Source organism: Sphingobacterium siyangense (assembly GCF_023277505.1).
Lineage (GTDB): Bacteria > Bacteroidota > Bacteroidia > Sphingobacteriales > Sphingobacteriaceae > Sphingobacterium > Sphingobacterium siyangense.
Genome location: NZ_CP080574.1, coordinates 684,811 through 700,497 on the forward strand (window position 1 = coordinate 684,811; position 15,687 = coordinate 700,497).

Below are 15,687 nucleotides of genomic sequence, written 5' to 3' on the forward strand. Positions count from 1 at the left end.
TAGGTAAAAGCACAAAGAAATGTCAAGAATTGGAAAAGCGCCTATCGCTATCCCTGCTGGGGTAACTGTTACTATTTCGGACAAAAACTTAGTTTCAGTAAAAGGTCCTAAAGGCGAATTAACACAACAAGTTGACCGTGACATCACGATTGCTCAAGAAGAGGGCAATATCGTTGTAACACGTCCAACTGATCAAAAGAAACACAAAGCATTACACGGTCTATACCGCTCCCTGTTGGCTAACATGGTTCACGGTGTGACTGAAGGTTACAAAACTACGCAAGAGTTAGTCGGTGTAGGTTACCGTGCTTCAAGTACTGGTAATGTATTAGAGTTAACTTTAGGTTTCTCTCACCAGATTGTTTTTGTATTGCCAAAAGAGGTTAAAGTATCAACTACTGCTGATAAAGGTAAAAACCCTACAATCACTTTAGAGTGTGCTGACAAACAATTGATCGGACAGGTAGCGGCAAAAATCCGTGGCTTCCGTAAACCAGAACCTTACAAAGGAAAAGGTGTTAAGTTTGCAGGTGAAGTATTGAGAAGAAAAGCAGGTAAATCAGCTAAAAAATAATAATCATGGCAGGACAAAAAGCATCTCGTAGAGAGAGAATCAAAAAAGGAATCAGAAAAAACCTTGCTGGAACGTCTGAACGTCCACGTTTATCGGTTTTTAGAAGTAACAAAGGTATCTATGCGCAAATCATTGACGACAATGCAGGTAAAACATTAGTTGCTGCATCTAGCTTGTCAAAAGAGTTTGTTGCATCTGGTAACAAGGTTGATCAATCTAAAGCTGTAGGTAAATTGGTGGCTGAAAAAGCATTAGCAGCAGGTATTAATAAAGTAGTTTTTGACCGTAATGGGTACTTATACCATGGCCGTATCAAATCTTTGGCTGAAGGTGCTCGCGAAGGCGGTTTAGACTTTTAATCATAGAAAGAAATGGCATTAAGCAATATAAAAAGAGTAAAATCAAGCGAAATTGAATTAAAAGATCGCTTAGTAAGTATCCAACGTGTAGCTAAAGTTACTAAAGGTGGTCGTACTTTCAGCTTCTCTGCAATTGTTGTAGTAGGTGATGAAAACGGTATCGTAGGTTACGGTTTAGGTAAAGCTAAAGAGGTAACTGAAGCAATCACGAAAGGTATCGATGACGCAAAGAAAAATTTGGTAAAAGTTCCTATTATCAAAGGTACTGTTCCTCACGCGCAATATGGTAAATATTCTGGTGGTTCAGTTTTGATTAAACCAGCTGTAGGTGGTACAGGAGTTTTAGCCGGTGGTGCAATGCGTGCAGTATTGGAGTCTGCTGGTATCAAAGATGTATTGGCTAAATCATTAGGTTCTTCTAACCCACACAACGTGGTAAAAGCAACTGTAACTGCTTTAGCAGAAATGCGTGATGCGTATACAGTAGCACAACACCGCGGTGTCGATTTGAATAAAGTATTTAACGGTTAATTATCATGGCAAAAATCAAAATCACCCAGATAAAGAGCGTTATCGACAGAAGCGAGCGCCAAAAGAAAACTATTGAGGCATTGGGTTTGAAAAGAATCAACCACTCAGTAGAAGTTGAAGCTACTCCATCAATTATTGGAATGGTACGTAAAGTAAACCATTTAGTAGCTATCGAAACTATTTAATATTAGCATATGGAAGAGGTCTTTGGGCTTCTTCCATTACTTGTTATTAATAATCATTATTTTTTAATCGCTAGTACCTGTTTAGTGAGAGCGAAGGGCTAGCACAATTTAGTTTAAAAATGAACTTAAGTAATTTAAAACCTGCAAAAGGTGCAGTAAAAAGTAGCAAACGTATTGGCCGTGGTACTGGTTCTGGTCGTGGTGGTACTTCAACGCGTGGTCACAAAGGTGCTGGTTCTCGTTCAGGTCACTCTACGAAAATCGGTTTCGAAGGTGGTCAAATGCCTTTGCAACGTCGTGTGCCTAAATTTGGTTTCAAAAACATCAACCGTGTTGAGTACAATGGTGTGAACCTAGATACTTTACAAGCGTTGATCGAGAAACACAATTTAACAGCTGTAGATTTCGATGCATTGAAAGCTCATGGTTTAGTGTCTAAAAATGACAAAGTTAAAATCTTGGGTCGCGGTGAATTGAAAGCTAAAGTTGAAGTAACAGCGCACGCGTTTACTGCTTCTGCTCAAAAAGCTATTGAAGCTGCAGGCGGTTCTATCGTTAAAATTTAATAAATGAAGAAACTAATCACAACCTTAACCAATATTTGGAAAATCGATGATTTACGTACGCGTATTCTAAATACCTTACTTTTTCTTTTGATTTACCGTATTGGATGTCACGTGGTATTACCAGGTGTAAATCCTCATGCTTTGGCTTCTGGTCAAAAAGAGGGTTTATTGGGCTTACTGGATATGTTTGCGGGGGGATCTTTCTCTCGTTCGGCTATCTTTGCTTTAGGGGTAATGCCATATATTTCGGCATCCATTGTTGTTCAATTGCTGGGCATCGCGGTTCCTTACTTCCAAAAGATGCAGAAGGAAGGGGAAAGTGGTCGTCAAAAAATGAATCAAATTACTCGCTATTTAACTTTAGGGATTACTTTGCTTCAGGCTTTTGCTTATGTACGTACTCAAATCGAGCCAAGTGCTAAGACAATAGCTGACCCATTATTCACTATTCTAACTGCTATAGTTTTGACAGGCGGTACTTTATTTGTGATGTGGTTAGGGGAAAAAATTACTGATAAAGGTATCGGTAATGGTATTTCTTTGATCATCATGACTGGTATTATCGCTCAATTGCCAAGTGGTATCACTGCGGAATGGGTTTCTAGAATGGCGAAAGGTGGTGGTGGTCCAATTCCATTGTTGCTTGAATTTGTAGCTTTGTTCTTTGTTGTGATCTTTACGATCTTGATCGTACAAGGTGTTCGTAAGATCCCTGTACAATACGCGAAGAAAATCGTTGGAAACAAGCAAGTCGGTGGAGTACGGCAGTATATACCTTTAAAGGTAAATGCTGCAGGTGTAATGCCTATCATTTTTGCGCAGGCAATCATGTTTGTGCCAATGAGTTTAGGACAGTTCTTCCCAAATCTTCAATCGGAATTTTTGACTTCGTTGAGTAACTATACTTCTGTAGCATATAACGTGACATTTGCGGTGTTAATTATCGCATTTACGTTTTTCTATACAGCGATTATGGTGAACCCACAACAGATGTCGGACGACATGAAGAAGAACGGAGGTTTTGTACCGGGTATTAAACCGGGATTGGAAACTAGTAATTTTATAGACCGCGTAATATCAAATATTACATTTCCAGGTGCAATTTTCTTAGCGATCATTGCTATTCTACCTGCTATTGCAAGTTTGTTTGGTATTAATAATCAATTTGCGCACTTCTACGGTGGTACGTCATTATTGATTTTAGTAGGTGTGGTGTTGGATACTTTGCAACAGATCGAATCTCATTTATTGATGCGTCATTACGATGGATTAATGAAAACAGGTCGTATTAAAGGTCGTTCGGCCGCGTCTGTTGAGGGAATGGATCATTCGGCAATTTAATTTCTTTAGATGTCTAAAGTATTTTATAAGTCAGCAGAAGATATAGAGCAATTGCGGAAGTCAGCAGATGTGCTTTCGCAATTGCTTGGTGAAATCGCAAAAGTGATTAAACCTGGGGTAAAGACTATATCTCTTGATAAATTAGCTTATGAGTATATTCATGATAACGGCGGGACGCCTGCGTTCTTAAATTATCAGGGATTTCCATATTCTTTGTGTATATCTGTCAACGATCAAATTGTACACGGCTTTCCAAGTGATTATGAAATTAAAGATGGAGATCTTGTTTCGGTCGATGGTGGTGTCAATCTGAACGGCTTTATCAGTGATTCAGCATATACCTTTGGTGTAGGTGAAATATCTGAGGAGGCACAGTTGTTATTGGATGTAACAAAGGAATCATTGTACAAAGGTGTTGAACAGGCGGTGGCTGGTAAACGTGTTGGGGATATCTCTTCAGCTGTTCAGGAGTATGTGAGCAAATTCGGATTCGGAATTGTTCGCGAGCTGGTTGGACACGGAGTTGGTTATCACTTACATGAAAAACCTGAGGTTCCTAATTATGGAAAACGAGGTGCTGGTCCTAAATTGGAAGAAGGTTTGGTTATTTGTATCGAGCCGATGATCAATGCGGGGCGTGCAGGTGTTCGTTTTTGGGATGATGGTTGGACAGTAAGTACAGTGGATGGGAAATTATCGGCGCACTTCGAACAGATGGTTGCAATCCGAAAAGGAGAACCAGATGTGTTGCTGACATTCGAACATGTAGAGAAAGTTTTGAACAAAAAGTAGTTGGTTTTCAATTATTTTTATTTATCTTTGCACTCCTGTTCGCAGGCTTTTAAATTAAATTTAATCGAGAATATATGGCTAAACAAGCCTCAATAGAACAAGACGGTATAATTAGAGAGGCACTTTCTAATGCTATGTTTAGGGTAGAGTTGGAAAATGGACATGAAATCATTGCCCATATTTCTGGTAAAATGCGCATGCACTATATCAAAATTTTACCTGGTGATAAAGTTAAATTGGAAATGTCTCCGTATGATTTGACTAAAGGAAGGATTACTTATCGCTATAAATAGCCGTAAGCCCTTGTATTAGCGCAAGCTTTTGAAAAAATAAATATCATGAAAGTAAGAGCATCAATAAAAAAACGTAGCGCGGACTGTAAGATCATCCGTCGTAAAGGTAAAGTTTTTGTAATCAACAAAAAGAACCCAAAGTTTAAACAACGTCAGGGTTAATTCATTAAAAAAATAATAGCTTAATATTATATGGCAAGGATAGCAGGTATTGATTTACCTAAAAACAAAAGAGGTGTGATCGGCCTTACCTATATTTTTGGTATCGGTCGTACAAGAGCTGAATATATCTTGGAAAAAGCTGGTATCAGCGAAGATGTGAAGGTACAAGAGTGGAATGATGAGCAATTGGCAGCAATTCGTACCATCATTAACGACGAATTGAAAGTTGAAGGTGCATTGCGTTCTGAAATTCAATTAAACATCAAACGTTTAATGGATATCGGTTGTTACCGTGGATTGCGTCACCGTAAACACTTACCAGTTCGTGGTCAACGTACTAAAAACAACTCACGTACTCGTAAAGGTAAACGTAAGACAGTTGCAAACAAGAAAAAAGCTACTAAATAATAAATAAGAAATGGCTAAAACTAAAAAAGCTGCAAAAAAGCGTATCGTTGTTATCGAACCTGTAGGTCAGGCTCACATTAACGCAACGTTTAACAATATCATTGTAACTTTGACAAATAATCAAGGTCAAACTATTTCTTGGTCTAGTGCTGGTAAAATGGGTTTCCGTGGTTCTAAAAAGAACACTCCATACGCTGCTGGTCAAGCTGCACAAGACTGTGGAAAAGTTGCTCACGACTTGGGTTTACGTAAAGTTGAAGTGTTTGTTAAAGGACCTGGTGCTGGTCGTGAATCGGCAATCAGAACATTACAAACAGTAGGAATTGATGTGACTACTATCAAAGATATCACTCCACTTCCTCACAACGGTTGTCGTCCTCCAAAACGCAGAAGAGTTTAATTAATTTAAAGATAAGATTCATCGGCTATAGGCTGATAGATACTTTAATTGTAAAAGAAAATGGCTAGATATACAGGACCTAAGTCCAAAATTGCCCGTAAATTTAGAGAGCCGATCTTCGGCCCAGATAAAGCGTTAGAAAAGAAAAATTACCCTCCTGGACAACATGGAGCTTCTAAACGCAGAGGTAAACAATCTGAATATGCTATTCAGTTGTTAGAAAAACAAAAAGCAAAATACACTTACGGTGTATTGGAGCGTCAGTTCTCAAACTTATTTGTTAAAGCTGCCTCTAAACAAGGTATTACAGGTGAGATCTTCTTGAAATTGTTAGAAGCTCGCTTGGATAACGTAGTTTACCGTTTAGGTATCGCTACTTCTCGCGCCGCTGCTCGTCAGTTGGTATCCCATAAACACGTTACTGTTAACGGCGAAGTTGTTAACATTCCATCATATAGCTTGCGTCCAGGTGACGTTGTAGCAGTTCGTGAACGTTCTCAAACACTTGAAGCCATCACAAATTCAGTTGCAGGTCGTACTGTAAACAAATTTTCTTGGTTAGAGTGGAATGCGAAAGAATTGACAGGTACTTTCTTAAGCTATCCAGAAAGAGCTGACATTCCTGAAAACATCAAAGAGAACTTAATCGTTGAGTTATACTCTAAATAATAAATAAAATAGAAGAATGCATAGTCCAATTTTTGGGGTATGCATCTTCTATTGTATTACAATTATTATTACAAATAAAACATTAAAAGAAAATAAATGGCAATTTTAGCATTTCAAAGACCGGATAAAGTTATCATGCAAAAATCTACGGATTTTGATGGTACGTTTGAATTTCGTCCATTGGAGCCTGGTTTTGGTGTAACCATTGGTAATGCTTTGCGCCGTATTCTATTGTCCTCTTTAGAAGGATATGCAATTACGTCGATAAGGTTTTCTGGCGTTTCGCACGAATTTTCAACGATCAAAGGTGTTGTTGAAGACGTAACTGAAATTATCTTGAACTTGAAACAAATTCGTTTCAAAAAAACAGGTGAGATTGGTGACAACGAAAAGGTATTTGTAGTAATCAATGGTCAAGAGCAGTTCTTAGCTGGTGATATCACAAAATTCTCTAATAACTTTACGGTCTTAAACCCAGACATGGTAATCTGTAACATGGATAATTCAGTGACAATTGAATTGGAATTGAGTATTGCCAAAGGTCGTGGATACGTAAATGCTGATGAGAATAAAGTTGTTGATGCTCCAGTAGGTGTTATCGCAATCGATTCGATCTTTACTCCGATCAAGAATGTTAAATATACCATTGAGAATTACCGTGTAGAGCAAAAAACTGACTACGAGAAATTGTTGTTGGATATCTCTACTGATGGCTCAATTCACCCCGAAGAAGCTTTGAAAGAAGCTGCTAAGATCTTAATTCAACACTTTATTTTATTCTCTGATGAGAATATGCTTCTTGAGTCTCAAACGAAAGAAGAAACTAAAGTTGTTGACGAAGAAATCTTACATATGCGTAAGATCTTGAAAACAGAATTAGTAGATCTTGATCTTTCAGTTCGTGCATTGAACTGTTTGAAAGCTGCGGATATTCGCACATTGGCTGAGTTGGTAACTTATGACGTAGCTGATATGTTGAAATTCAGAAACTTCGGTAAAAAATCGTTAAGCGAAATCCAAGAGTTGGTTAAATCGAAAGGTTTATCATTCGGAATGAACTTGGCAAAATACAAATTAGACGAAGAATAATAATTTATTAAGCGACCACTAGTCGTAATTCCTTTTGGCTGTCTGGATATGTGATGTTCACATAAATGACATATACAAAAACGGTACGATTAGTATAATAAAATCAAAATGAGACACGGAAAAAAAGTAAATCACTTAGGCCGTACGGATAGCCATAGAAAAGCAATGTTGGCTAACATGGCAACATCATTAATCCTACACAAACGTATTACAACTACTTTGGCTAAAGCTAAAGCATTACGTACGTATGTTGAGCCTTTGATTACTAAATCTAAAAACGACACAACACACTCTCGTCGTACAGTATTCGCTTATTTGAAAGATAAAGACGCTGTTTCTATCTTATTCCGCGAAATTTCTGAAAAAGTAGCTAACCGTCCAGGTGGTTACACTCGTATCATCAAAATGGAAAACCGTTTAGGTGATAACGCGGAAATGGCTTTCATCGAACTAGTTGATTACAACGAAATCTACGGTAAAAAAGCTGCTGCTGCTGAGAAAAAAGCTACTCGTCGTCGTGGTGGTGCTAAAAAAGCTACTACTACTGCTGAAACTGAAGCTCCTGCAGAAGTTAAAGCTGAAGTAGAAGGTGAAGAAAAAGTAGACGGAGAATAGTCTTCTTCTGATCTAGCATAAAAAAGTCCTCTTTTTAAGGGGACTTTTTTTATTTTATGACCATTCCTACCGTTATAACTAATATATTTGTAATGCTAAAATCTGATAGTTTTTTCTATTACTAGCTATTTCGTTTATCAATCTATAATTCATTAAGATGAAACCATTTGATGTTTATCCCATTAATCCCATTAACATAGTAAAGGCTAATGGATCAACGGTGTGGGATGCCGAAGGAAATGCTTACTTGGACTTGTATGGTGGCCATGCTGTGATATCGATCGGACACACGCACCCACATTATGTACAACGCATCACAGAACAATTGAACCGTGTTGGGTTCTATTCCAACTCTGTCGAGATTCCAATTCAGCGTGAACTTGCCCGATTGTTAGGGGAAGTTTCGGGAAAGGTTGATTATGATTTATTTCTTTGCAATTCCGGCGCGGAAGCAAATGAAAATGCATTGAAGCTGGCTTCTTTTTACAATAAGCGTAAGAAAGTCATAGCGTTTTCAAAAGCTTTTCATGGAAGGACTTCATTGGCCGTAGCGGCAACAGATAACCCGAGTATCGTGGCTCCCGTCAACGAGACCGATAATATTGTATTTCTTCCTTTCAATGATGAGGATGCACTAAAGGAAGCATTTTCAGCTTATGGTGAGGAAATATCTTCTGTTATTATCGAAAGTATTCAAGGTGTTGGTGGAATTAGGGAAGCATCCGTTGCCTTTCTTCAATTGATCCGCTCACTTTGTGATCAATATAATGCCGTGTTTATTGCAGATGAAGTACAATGTGGGTATGGAAGGACAGGTTCCTTCTATGCACAGGATTATTCTGGAGTAGATGCGGATATTTACACGATGGCGAAAGGAATGGGGAATGGTTTTCCTATTGGTGCAATCAGTATATCGTCCAAATTTAAAGCGACTTACGGGAGTTTGGGAACGACATTTGGTGGCAATCATCTCGCATGTGCTGCCGCACTGGCTGTATTGGAGGTTATCCAACAAGACAAACTGATGGAGAATGCGGCTCAAGTCGGACAATATCTTATTGATGAGCTTAAGCAAATTGAGGAAATTGTAGAGGTGAGAGGCCGAGGATTAATGATCGGTATAGAACTACCTGAATCTTTGGCCCATGTGAAGAAAGATCTCTTGTTAAAGAACCGTATCTTTACAGGGGAGGCTAAGCCTTTTGTGATTCGCTTGTTGCCTGCTTTGAATATTACGAAAGATCATGCTGATCAGTTTTTATCGGCATTGAAAGCACATATCAAAGCAGTAACGGTTGCATAGAACCTTAAAGCTGTCGATCAAATTATCCAATAGCCACACATTGGCTCATGTAAATTTGATTGCGCTGTAGTAGTTAGAATATATACTGAGTGTGACGGGCCTATTGATTGCTCGTTGAAAATGCACTCGAATAAATAAATATAGATGAAAAAGTTTTTCTCTGTTAAGGATGTGTCTAGTGTAGCGGACGTTGTTCAAGAAGCGTTAGCTTTGAAAGCGGCACCATATGACAATCAGGACCTTGGTCAACATAAAACGTTGGGACTTGTATTTTTGAATCCGAGTTTGCGTACGCGTCTGAGCACACAAAAAGCGGCAATGAATTTGGGCATGAATGTGATGGTCATGAATATGGATAAAGATGGTTGGGCGCTTGAAACACAGGATGGTGTTGTGATGAACGGGACAACTGTTGAACATATTCGCGAGGCCGCTGCTGTTATGGGCGAGTATTGTGATATTTTGGGACTTCGTTCCTTTCCAAAATTGAAAGATCGTGAAGAGGATTATAGTGAAGACCTGTTCAACAAATTCATTAAGTACTGTGGTGTTCCTGTTGTTTCCTTAGAGAGTGCAACACGCCATCCACTGCAGAGTTTGACAGATATGATTACCATCACTGAGTACAAGAAGACTGAAAAGCCGAAAGTGGTATTGGCTTGGGCTCCGCATGTTAAGGCATTACCTCAAGCGGTACCTAATTCTTTCGCAGAATGGATGTGCAAAGCACAAGAAGAGGGATTGGTCGATTTTACGATAGCTCAACCTATGGGCTATGAGTTAAGTGAAGAATTTACCGCTGGAGCAACCATATCTAATAATCTTGAAGAAAGTTTAAAGAATGCTGATTTTGTCTATGTGAAAAACTGGTCTTCTTATCAAGAATATGGCGAGGTATATGGTGTTGATGAAGATTGGATGATGGATAACAAGAAGCTCAATTTGACGAATGATGCCAAAGTAATGCATTGTTTGCCAGTAAGAAGAGATCTTGAATTGTCTTCTGAGATTTTAGATGGACCAAATTCACTCGTGATTAAAGAGGCTAGCAACCGTGTATGGGCTGCTCAGGTTGTTTTGAAACGTATGTTAGAGGATTTGGCATAGTCCAATCCTATAGATTATTGAAAAACTATTTTTATTGGGAAAAGTTGCGTAATGGCTAATAGTGTATTAAATATAATTAAAATTGGCGGGAATATTATTGATGATGAACGCCAATTGGATTCTTTTTTGGAAAAGTTCTCTGCATTGTCAGGGAAAAAGATTCTTGTACATGGCGGTGGTAAAATAGCGACTCGCCTGGCTAGTGAACTTGGAATTGAAGCCCAAATGATAGAAGGGCGTCGTGTGACAAATGAGGAAATGTTACGCATTGTAACAATGGTATACGCTGGATTGACAAACAAGACAATCGTTGCTAAGTTGCAAAATTTGAAATGCGATGCCGTCGGATTAACCGGAGCTGATGGGGATGTCATAAAAGCTATAAAGCGTCCTGTAAAAGATATCGATTATGGCTTTGTAGGTGATTTGTTGCATGACTCTGTAAATACCCTGGCCATCAAGAAGTTTTTGGAAGCAGGGTTTGTTCCTGTGTTTTCAGCTATTACACACAATGGCCTTGGACAATTGCTCAATACCAACGCGGATACTATAGCTTCTTCATTGGCGGTGTCTTTGGCTTCATTATATGAAACTTCTCTGGTTTATTGTTTTGAGAAGAACGGCGTTTTACGCGATGTAACAGATGAGAATTCAGTAATCCCAACGATTAAGTCAGAAGAGTTTGAACATCTTAAGGAATCCGGCGTGGTGAATGACGGGATGATTCCTAAGTTGCAAAATGCATTCAATGCTATAAATAAAGGTGTTCAAGAGGTCTATATTGGAAATGCTAATAATTTGCATTTGTTTCAACAAGGACAATTTGGCACTTGCTTGACATTAAAATAAAAATCTAACCTAAACCCAACGATCGCTATGAAAAAGGTCACCATTATCGGAAGCGGTAATATCGGTCTTTCTTTGGCAAAAGGACTTGTAAAAAGTGAATTTGCCAATGCTGCCGATATTACATTGACGAGGAGAAATTTGAATGCACTGGCCGAAGAAGCGAGCCAGGGCTTCTCAGTAAGTAATGATAATAGGCTCGCTGTAAAGGGGGCTGATATTGTTGTTTTCGCAATACTACCTCAACAACTAAAAAAGGTATTGGTGGAAGTCGCTCCAGTCATTGACAAGACAAATCAGATTTTTGTCTCTATTGTGTCAGGAGTCTCTTGTGCTGATTTGAAAGCAGAGTTGGGTGCAGATGCCACAGTTATACGGGCAATGCCCAACACAGCAATAGCAATAGCTCAATCAATGACTTGTATCGCCAGCGACAATGCTTCGGACGATAGTTTGAAGGAGGTTGAGAAGATGTTTGAAACTGTTGGTTCAGTGGTTGTCATTAATGAAGACCTGATGACATCGGCAACGGCATTGTGTGCCTGCGGTATTGCGTTCTTCCTGCGTGCTATTCGCGCGGCTTCACAAGGTGGAGTTGAAATCGGATTTCATGCGCATGACGCATTAAAAATGGCAGTTCAAACTGCAAAAGGCGCTGCTGATTTGCTATTGCATACCAATGCTCATCCAGAAGGAGAGATTGATAAGGTTACGTCACCAAAGGGATGTACAATAGCGGGATTGAACGAAATGGAACATAACGGTTTTAGTTCTGCTTTTATAAAGGGAATTAAACTGTCTGCGGATAAAGCAGGAGGACTATACCATGAAGGATAAACAGCGCCTATTTGAAGATGCGCTGTCCCTTTTAAAACAATTAATTGGACTGTCGTCTTTAAGTAAAGAGGAAGAGTTCACGGCAGATTTAATTGATCGCTTCTTTCAGGAGCGTGATATAAAAACACATCGGAAAGGCAATAATGTCTGGGTATATAACGCCCATTATGATATCACTAAACCTACGATATTGCTTAATTCGCATCACGATACAGTTAAACCAAATACGGGTTATACGAGAGATCCTTTGGCAGCAACTGTAGAGGAAGGTAAATTGTTCGGATTGGGAAGCAATGATGCTGGGGGCTGTTTGGTATCATTGATAGCTACATTTTTGTATTTTTACCAGCAGACGGAGTTGAAGTATAACTTCTGTCTGGTCGCCAGTGCTGAAGAAGAGATCTCAGGTAAGAACGGTGTAGAATCTGTTTTGGATGATATCGGTCCAATTGATTTTGCAATTGTGGGTGAACCTACCTTATTGGATTTGGCAATTGCAGAAAAGGGGCTGATGGTGTTGGATTGTACCGCTTTAGGAACTGCTGGACATGCCGCACGTAATGAGGGCGATAATGCTATCTATAAAGCGATCAAGGATATTGAATGGTTTCAAAATTATACATTTGAAAGGACTTCTTCAACTTTAGGCCCAATTAAGATGTCGGTAACCGTGATTCAGGCGGGATCACAGCACAATGTGGTACCGGCTACTTGTAACTTTGTTGTCGATGTCAGAACCACAGATGCTTATTCGAATGAAGAGACGTTGGATATTATCAAGTCTCATGTAAAATCAGAGGTCACAGCGAGATCGACGCGCCTGAAGTCTTCTTCTATTCCTGAAACGCATCCAATCGTCAAAGCAGGCATTCTACTGGGACGTAAAGTATATGGTTCACCGACGATGAGCGATCAGGCTCTTATTCCTGTCCCTTCTCTGAAGCTGGGACCTGGCAATAGCGCGCGGTCGCATATGGCAGATGAGTTTATCTATATCGATGAAATTAGAGCAGGGATCGATCTCTATATCGCAATGTTAGAAAAGATAGTATAAAAAAAGCTTCCATTTTTATGGAAGCTTTTTTTATACTAGACTAAGCTGATTTGACGTTTGATACTCTCCTCAAGAGAGATGATCGTCTCGGTACGTTGAATCCCTGGTACGGATTGAATATCTTCATTCAATACTTTTCTCAGGTGAACTGTATCTCTACAGATAATTTTTGCAAAAATACTGTATTGGCCAGTACAATAGTGTAATTCGACCACTTCTTTGATTTCTTTCAATTTATCTACCGCATCTGCATATTGTGAACCTTTTTCAAGATAGATACCCAAAAAGGCCGTGATATCAAATCCGACTTTTTGAGGATTGATAATTAGATTTGACCCTCTAATGATACCTAGTTCTTCCATCTTCTTCATTCTAACGTGAATTGTACCACCTGATACAATTAGCTTTTTTGCTATTTCTGTATAAGGAATAGAGGCATCGTTCATTAGAATAGACAAGATTTGGATATCCAAATTGTCTAGATCATAGTTTGCATATTGATTTTCCATTAACAATGGTTTTTGTGTTCATTAATTGGTCGTTGCATCAAGATCTGACCAATAGCTAAAATAATTAAATTTATTTCAAAATTACTAAGAATTTTCGGTTTATAGATGTAAATTTAATAAAAAATACTTATTCATATTGATAATGTTATATGTTTTTGATTGAAAGTGATTATAATTGTTTCATGATGATCTTATTATAGGTTAAGTGATTGTTTTCATGTTTAATATCAAGATTATGATAAATTAATTTAGTATTGCCTTTTTTAGAAGTAGGAAAAACAGTTGGCATATTGAAAATCTAATCAGTTCGAATTTAGCATATGATGGGGCAAAATGTAGCAGACTGTGTGATGTTTGAGTAAACGAAAAATAAAATACGGAATAGAGATGGAAGAAGTTCAAGATGTAAAGATTTCGAAAAAGAAACCAATTTTTGAAGTAGGGGAAGGACTTCATAAATACCTTAAGCTGTATCAGCGAGACGAAAAGTTGCCGATAGGATATAAAGATCTACTGAATTTTACGGAGACAGTACCTGTCATGGATAAATTTGGCAACGATACTTTTTGGGAGACTCCACTGTATCCGCAATATCTTATCGATCAATTGTATGACGGATTGAAGGTGATTTATGCTAAACTGAAAGCATCAGGTAATACGCGAATCGTCCAGCATAAGTATATTGATCGTGTAGAGTACTGTGGCTTTGGCAATACTAAACCATTTCGTATTCGTATCGTAAACCGTTTAAATGATGTGTACGATTATTTTTACATCAAGCAAGCCGATGCGTCGCGAATATATGGATTGGAGTTAGAAGAAATATTGTCGCCAAATCAGGTGAATTATATGGTAGACCATGATACTTTGGTTGAAGAACATATTGTTGGAATCCCCGGGGACACTTTTTCGAAAACACGTATGTTCTCGCCTGATTATAATCTGACCCGGATTTCCAAAGAATTTGTCAAGTTTAATGAACGATGTATTATTACCTTGTTGGGGGATATGAGGGCCTACAATTTTGTGATGCAGATTACACCAGATTTTGATGATTTCCAGTTTCGAATTCGGGCAATAGATTTTGACCAGCAGTTTTATGAAGGAAATCCGAAAGTATATATGCCTCAATTTTTTAAGGAGAATCTTCCCTATGTCAAATTAGCGATGGAACATCTAAATGAAAAAACTGTGCTGCAATACCAGCAGGAGGAGCGTTCTTCCATTGTGCATAGAGTCCGGAGTGAAAGACATCGGATCGCTGATCTGAGGGATGCTTCGCAAACGCAGGTCCTTTCTACGCAGGAGAATATCAAACAGTTACGTGAGGGCTACGCTGAATTTTATCAAAATAACTCTTACCTCAAGTGTAAGACGATGACGGATATTGTTGAGTTGAATGTGAAGAATGTGATTCGTCAGGTACAAATGTAATTACTTGATCCGATCTTTGTTGTCTTTGATAAAGGCGGACCATCCAGTGTACGACTTGCTGCTGCCTGATGCTGCATTTTTCTGAAAGGAGTGGCAGACAGCGATTGCCAATCCGTCGGTGGCATCTAAAAATTGTGGTGTTTCCTCAAATTTTAATAGATTTTTTAGCATAGCGGAAACCTGCTCCTTTGTAGCATTTCCATTTCCTGTAACGGATTGTTTTATCTTTCTTGGAGAATATTCAAAGATTGGGATATCTTGCGCCAGCGCCGCCGCCATGGCAACACCTTGCGCTCGCCCTAATTTGAGCATGACCTGTATGTTTTTTCCATAAAATGGTGATTCAAGAGCTACGCAGTCGGGATTGTATTCCTGCATTAGAGCAGAAGTTTTTTTGAATATACGTTGTAGTTTTAGGGCATGGTCATCTAAATGTCCCATTTTGATGACCCCCATTGAGACCAAGGATATGTTATTGCCGACTTCTTTGATGATACCATACCCAAGTATTACTGTTCCGGGGTCTATACCTAAAATTATTCTTTCTTTCGCCTTTTCCTTCTGCATATACAATAATACAAATTTTGCGTTTTATTCGCGGATTGCGTTCGAC

22 protein-coding genes are annotated in these 15,687 nt (G+C 38.8%); 20 read left to right on the plus strand and 2 right to left on the minus strand.

Annotation, left to right across the window (positions count from 1 at the left end; genetic code table 11):
* The first annotated feature begins 19 nt into the window (after window positions 1-19).
* The 19 genes from rplF (at window position 20) to K2F45_RS02835 (ending at window position 13,131) form a co-directional block, all read left to right on the plus strand.
* Window positions 20-574: a 50S ribosomal protein L6 gene (gene rplF, locus K2F45_RS02745; protein ID WP_070570404.1), complete on the plus strand. Its 555-nt coding sequence runs from the start codon at window positions 20-22 to the stop codon at window positions 572-574.
* A gap of 5 nt (window positions 575-579) precedes the next feature.
* Complete coding sequence (rplR, locus tag K2F45_RS02750) at window positions 580-933, plus strand: 50S ribosomal protein L18 (RefSeq protein WP_046674878.1); 354 nt, start codon at window positions 580-582, stop codon at window positions 931-933.
* Window positions 934-945: 12 nt separating this feature from the next.
* Window positions 946-1,464, plus strand: a complete 519-nt coding sequence (gene rpsE / locus K2F45_RS02755) for a 30S ribosomal protein S5 (RefSeq protein ID WP_075990876.1) — start codon at window positions 946-948, stop codon at window positions 1,462-1,464.
* Between the two features lie 5 nt (window positions 1,465-1,469).
* The gene (gene rpmD, locus K2F45_RS02760; protein ID WP_046674880.1) at window positions 1,470-1,649 is read left to right on the plus strand and encodes a 50S ribosomal protein L30; all 180 of its coding nucleotides are present in this window, start codon (window positions 1,470-1,472) and stop codon (window positions 1,647-1,649) included.
* A gap of 119 nt (window positions 1,650-1,768) precedes the next feature.
* The gene (gene rplO / locus K2F45_RS02765; protein WP_070570400.1) at window positions 1,769-2,215 is read left to right on the plus strand and encodes a 50S ribosomal protein L15; all 447 of its coding nucleotides are present in this window, start codon (window positions 1,769-1,771) and stop codon (window positions 2,213-2,215) included.
* Window positions 2,216-2,218: 3 nt separating this feature from the next.
* Window positions 2,219-3,556: a preprotein translocase subunit SecY gene (gene secY / locus K2F45_RS02770; protein WP_046674882.1), complete on the plus strand. Its 1,338-nt coding sequence runs from the start codon at window positions 2,219-2,221 to the stop codon at window positions 3,554-3,556.
* 9 nt (window positions 3,557-3,565) lie between these two features.
* On the plus strand, window positions 3,566-4,348 hold the full coding sequence (gene map, locus K2F45_RS02775; protein WP_046674883.1) for a type I methionyl aminopeptidase: 783 nt from the start codon (window positions 3,566-3,568) through the stop codon (window positions 4,346-4,348).
* Window positions 4,349-4,422: 74 nt separating this feature from the next.
* Window positions 4,423-4,641 (plus strand): translation initiation factor IF-1, encoded by a 219-nt coding sequence (gene infA, locus K2F45_RS02780; RefSeq protein ID WP_002997456.1) that lies wholly within the window; start codon window positions 4,423-4,425, stop codon window positions 4,639-4,641.
* Between the two features lie 45 nt (window positions 4,642-4,686).
* On the plus strand, window positions 4,687-4,803 hold the full coding sequence (gene ykgO, locus K2F45_RS02785) for a type B 50S ribosomal protein L36 (RefSeq protein WP_013665024.1): 117 nt from the start codon (window positions 4,687-4,689) through the stop codon (window positions 4,801-4,803).
* A gap of 30 nt (window positions 4,804-4,833) precedes the next feature.
* Complete coding sequence (rpsM, locus tag K2F45_RS02790; RefSeq protein ID WP_046674884.1) at window positions 4,834-5,211, plus strand: 30S ribosomal protein S13; 378 nt, start codon at window positions 4,834-4,836, stop codon at window positions 5,209-5,211.
* A gap of 10 nt (window positions 5,212-5,221) precedes the next feature.
* On the plus strand, window positions 5,222-5,611 hold the full coding sequence (rpsK, locus tag K2F45_RS02795; RefSeq protein WP_046674885.1) for a 30S ribosomal protein S11: 390 nt from the start codon (window positions 5,222-5,224) through the stop codon (window positions 5,609-5,611).
* Between the two features lie 60 nt (window positions 5,612-5,671).
* Window positions 5,672-6,280 carry a 30S ribosomal protein S4 gene (gene rpsD / locus K2F45_RS02800; RefSeq protein ID WP_046674886.1) on the plus strand — a complete coding sequence of 203 codons (609 nt, stop codon included), beginning with the start codon at window positions 5,672-5,674 and terminating at the stop codon, window positions 6,278-6,280.
* A gap of 96 nt (window positions 6,281-6,376) precedes the next feature.
* Window positions 6,377-7,369 carry a DNA-directed RNA polymerase subunit alpha gene (locus K2F45_RS02805; protein ID WP_046674887.1) on the plus strand — a complete coding sequence of 331 codons (993 nt, stop codon included), beginning with the start codon at window positions 6,377-6,379 and terminating at the stop codon, window positions 7,367-7,369.
* A 108-nt stretch (window positions 7,370-7,477) separates the two neighbouring features.
* Window positions 7,478-7,984, plus strand: coding sequence for a 50S ribosomal protein L17 (gene rplQ, locus K2F45_RS02810; protein WP_075990877.1), 507 nt, complete (start codon window positions 7,478-7,480; stop codon window positions 7,982-7,984).
* Between the two features lie 157 nt (window positions 7,985-8,141).
* A complete protein-coding gene (locus K2F45_RS02815) occupies window positions 8,142-9,287 on the plus strand; it encodes an aspartate aminotransferase family protein (RefSeq protein ID WP_248932984.1) in 1,146 nt (381 codons plus the stop codon).
* A 144-nt stretch (window positions 9,288-9,431) separates the two neighbouring features.
* Window positions 9,432-10,394, plus strand: coding sequence for a Rossmann-fold NAD(P)-binding domain-containing protein (locus K2F45_RS02820; protein ID WP_075990879.1), 963 nt, complete (start codon window positions 9,432-9,434; stop codon window positions 10,392-10,394).
* Between the two features lie 51 nt (window positions 10,395-10,445).
* Window positions 10,446-11,243: an acetylglutamate kinase gene (gene argB, locus K2F45_RS02825; RefSeq protein ID WP_075990880.1), complete on the plus strand. Its 798-nt coding sequence runs from the start codon at window positions 10,446-10,448 to the stop codon at window positions 11,241-11,243.
* Window positions 11,244-11,270: 27 nt separating this feature from the next.
* The gene (proC, locus tag K2F45_RS02830) at window positions 11,271-12,077 is read left to right on the plus strand and encodes a pyrroline-5-carboxylate reductase (RefSeq protein WP_075990881.1); all 807 of its coding nucleotides are present in this window, start codon (window positions 11,271-11,273) and stop codon (window positions 12,075-12,077) included.
* Window positions 12,067-13,131, plus strand: a complete 1,065-nt coding sequence (locus K2F45_RS02835) for a M20 family metallo-hydrolase (protein WP_248932985.1) — start codon at window positions 12,067-12,069, stop codon at window positions 13,129-13,131. The genes proC and K2F45_RS02835 overlap by 11 nt, the downstream gene beginning before the upstream one ends.
* A gap of 35 nt (window positions 13,132-13,166) precedes the next feature.
* Here K2F45_RS02835 and K2F45_RS02840 read toward each other — a convergent pair whose 3' ends face one another.
* Window positions 13,167-13,640 carry an Lrp/AsnC ligand binding domain-containing protein gene (locus K2F45_RS02840; RefSeq protein ID WP_046674894.1) on the minus strand — a complete coding sequence of 158 codons (474 nt, stop codon included), beginning with the start codon at window positions 13,638-13,640 and terminating at the stop codon, window positions 13,167-13,169.
* A gap of 387 nt (window positions 13,641-14,027) precedes the next feature.
* Between K2F45_RS02840 and K2F45_RS02845 the strand changes: the two genes are divergently transcribed.
* A complete protein-coding gene (locus tag K2F45_RS02845) occupies window positions 14,028-15,074 on the plus strand; it encodes a hypothetical protein (protein WP_046674895.1) in 1,047 nt (348 codons plus the stop codon).
* Here K2F45_RS02845 and ruvC read toward each other — a convergent pair whose 3' ends face one another.
* Window positions 15,075-15,641 carry a crossover junction endodeoxyribonuclease RuvC gene (ruvC, locus tag K2F45_RS02850; RefSeq protein WP_075990883.1) on the minus strand — a complete coding sequence of 189 codons (567 nt, stop codon included), beginning with the start codon at window positions 15,639-15,641 and terminating at the stop codon, window positions 15,075-15,077.
* Between the last annotated feature and the right edge of the window lie 46 nt (window positions 15,642-15,687).